A 747-nucleotide genomic window follows, 5' to 3' on the forward strand; every position below is an offset into this window, starting at 1 on the left:
ACACCCCGACCAGATCGACATCCAGATACGGGGCGAGCGCGGACCGACACTCCGCCAGAGCCGCGTCGAACACCGGCGCACGACCCACCAGACCCGCCGCCATCCGCGCCGACTGCGCGCCCTGCCCCGGGAACACGAACACCGGGCCGGTGGGCCGCGCCGCCGTACCCGTCACCACCGACGACGACGGCACACCCGCCGCCACCGCGTCCAGACCCGACAACAGCTCCTCGGCGGAGGAGCCGACGACGACCGCCCGCTGCTCGAACGCGGACCGGNGGCGGCGAGGCGGGCGGCCTGCCCGGCGAGCGCGGCGCGGGTGCGGGCGGCAACCGGCCAGGCGGTGACGTCGGTGGCGAGCAGCCCGGGGACGGACGTGGCGGCGGCCGGCGCGGGGGCCTCCGGGGCCTGCTCGACGATGACGTGGGCGTTGGTGCCGGAGATGCCGAACGAGGACACCGCGGCCCGGCGCGGCCGGTCCACCGCCGGCCAGGGGCGGGCCTCGGTGACCAACTCCAGCGCCCCGGCGGACCAGTCGATGTGCGGGGACGGCTCGTCGACGTGCAGCGTCGCCGGCACCAGCCCGTGCCGGATGGCGAGCACCATCTTGATCACCCCGGCCACCCCCGCGGCGGCCTGGGCGTGGCCGATGTTCGACTTCACCGAGCCGAGCAGCGCCGGCCCGGCGTCGCCCCGGTCCTGCCCGTACGTGGCGAGCAGCGCCTGCGCCTCGATCGGGTCGCCGAG

The 747-nt window shown here is 77.1% G+C and carries 1 protein-coding gene; it reads right to left on the minus strand.

Going from position 1 to position 747, the window contains the following annotated elements; genetic code table 11:
• Window positions 1-171 precede the first annotated feature (171 nt).
• Complete coding sequence (locus tag B1205_RS31920) at window positions 172-735, minus strand: ketoacyl-synthetase C-terminal extension domain-containing protein (protein ID WP_441338528.1); 564 nt, start codon at window positions 733-735, stop codon at window positions 172-174.
• Window positions 736-747: the final 12 nt, after the last annotated feature.

The sequence above is a fragment of the Micromonospora sp. NBS 11-29 genome (assembly GCF_002140155.1).
Classification (GTDB): domain Bacteria; phylum Actinomycetota; class Actinomycetes; order Mycobacteriales; family Micromonosporaceae; genus Micromonospora.